This window comes from Rhizobium nepotum 39/7, from assembly GCF_000949865.1.
Classification (GTDB): Bacteria; Pseudomonadota; Alphaproteobacteria; order Rhizobiales; family Rhizobiaceae; genus Agrobacterium; species Agrobacterium nepotum.
The window spans coordinates 1-501 of the sequence record NZ_JWJH01000072.1 but is presented as its reverse complement, the minus strand read 5'-3'; the positions used below and the strand labels follow the sequence as shown (position 1 = coordinate 501).

The 501-nt window shown below is 60.3% G+C and carries 2 protein-coding genes; both read right to left on the bottom strand.

Annotation, left to right across the window (positions count from 1 at the left end):
* On the bottom strand, window positions 1-290 hold a 290-nt coding region (locus RS75_RS24960), incomplete at its 3' end, for a hypothetical protein (protein ID WP_045025287.1).
* Window positions 287-501, bottom strand: a 215-nt coding sequence (locus RS75_RS26115; RefSeq protein ID WP_160297212.1) for a type IV secretory system conjugative DNA transfer family protein, incomplete at its 5' end; no start/stop codon positions are given. The genes RS75_RS26115 and RS75_RS24960, both read right to left, overlap by 4 nt.

The window sequence follows — 501 nt, the reverse complement described above, 5'->3', positions numbered from 1 at the left end:
ATGTCTTCCCATATGACGGCACCTTCGAAGTGCGTCTCGCTGTTGCGATTGCGCCACCGCACCTCTTCTCTCGTCACGATAGGCGGCGCGATCTCGGCAAGGGCTGCGAGCGGCGCAAGGATCAGGACACAGAACATGCCGATTGTTTTCAGGATCGTTTCGCCAGGCAGCGGGAGCACGCCAAGAGAGGCGATCGCTGCCACACCGAAAAACGGCGTGACGATAATGAACGCGACCCAGATCATCAACGGGCCGATCAGCGAGTACCAGGTTTTTCTCCAATGCCTCATGGGCGCCTCCCTTCCTTCTGCCATGGCGGCGCATGTTCGGTGTGCGTATCGGCTCCGGTTCCGGTTCGATGGAACCTGTTCTCGCCGACACAGGCTTTCATGTCATCACGGCGGAACCAGATCGCGCGGCCGCACCGGAGCGGCGGATTGCCCGAGGTGAAGACGATCTGCTCGTCGCTGCGCATGCGCAGAACTTCATGCGACAGGATCA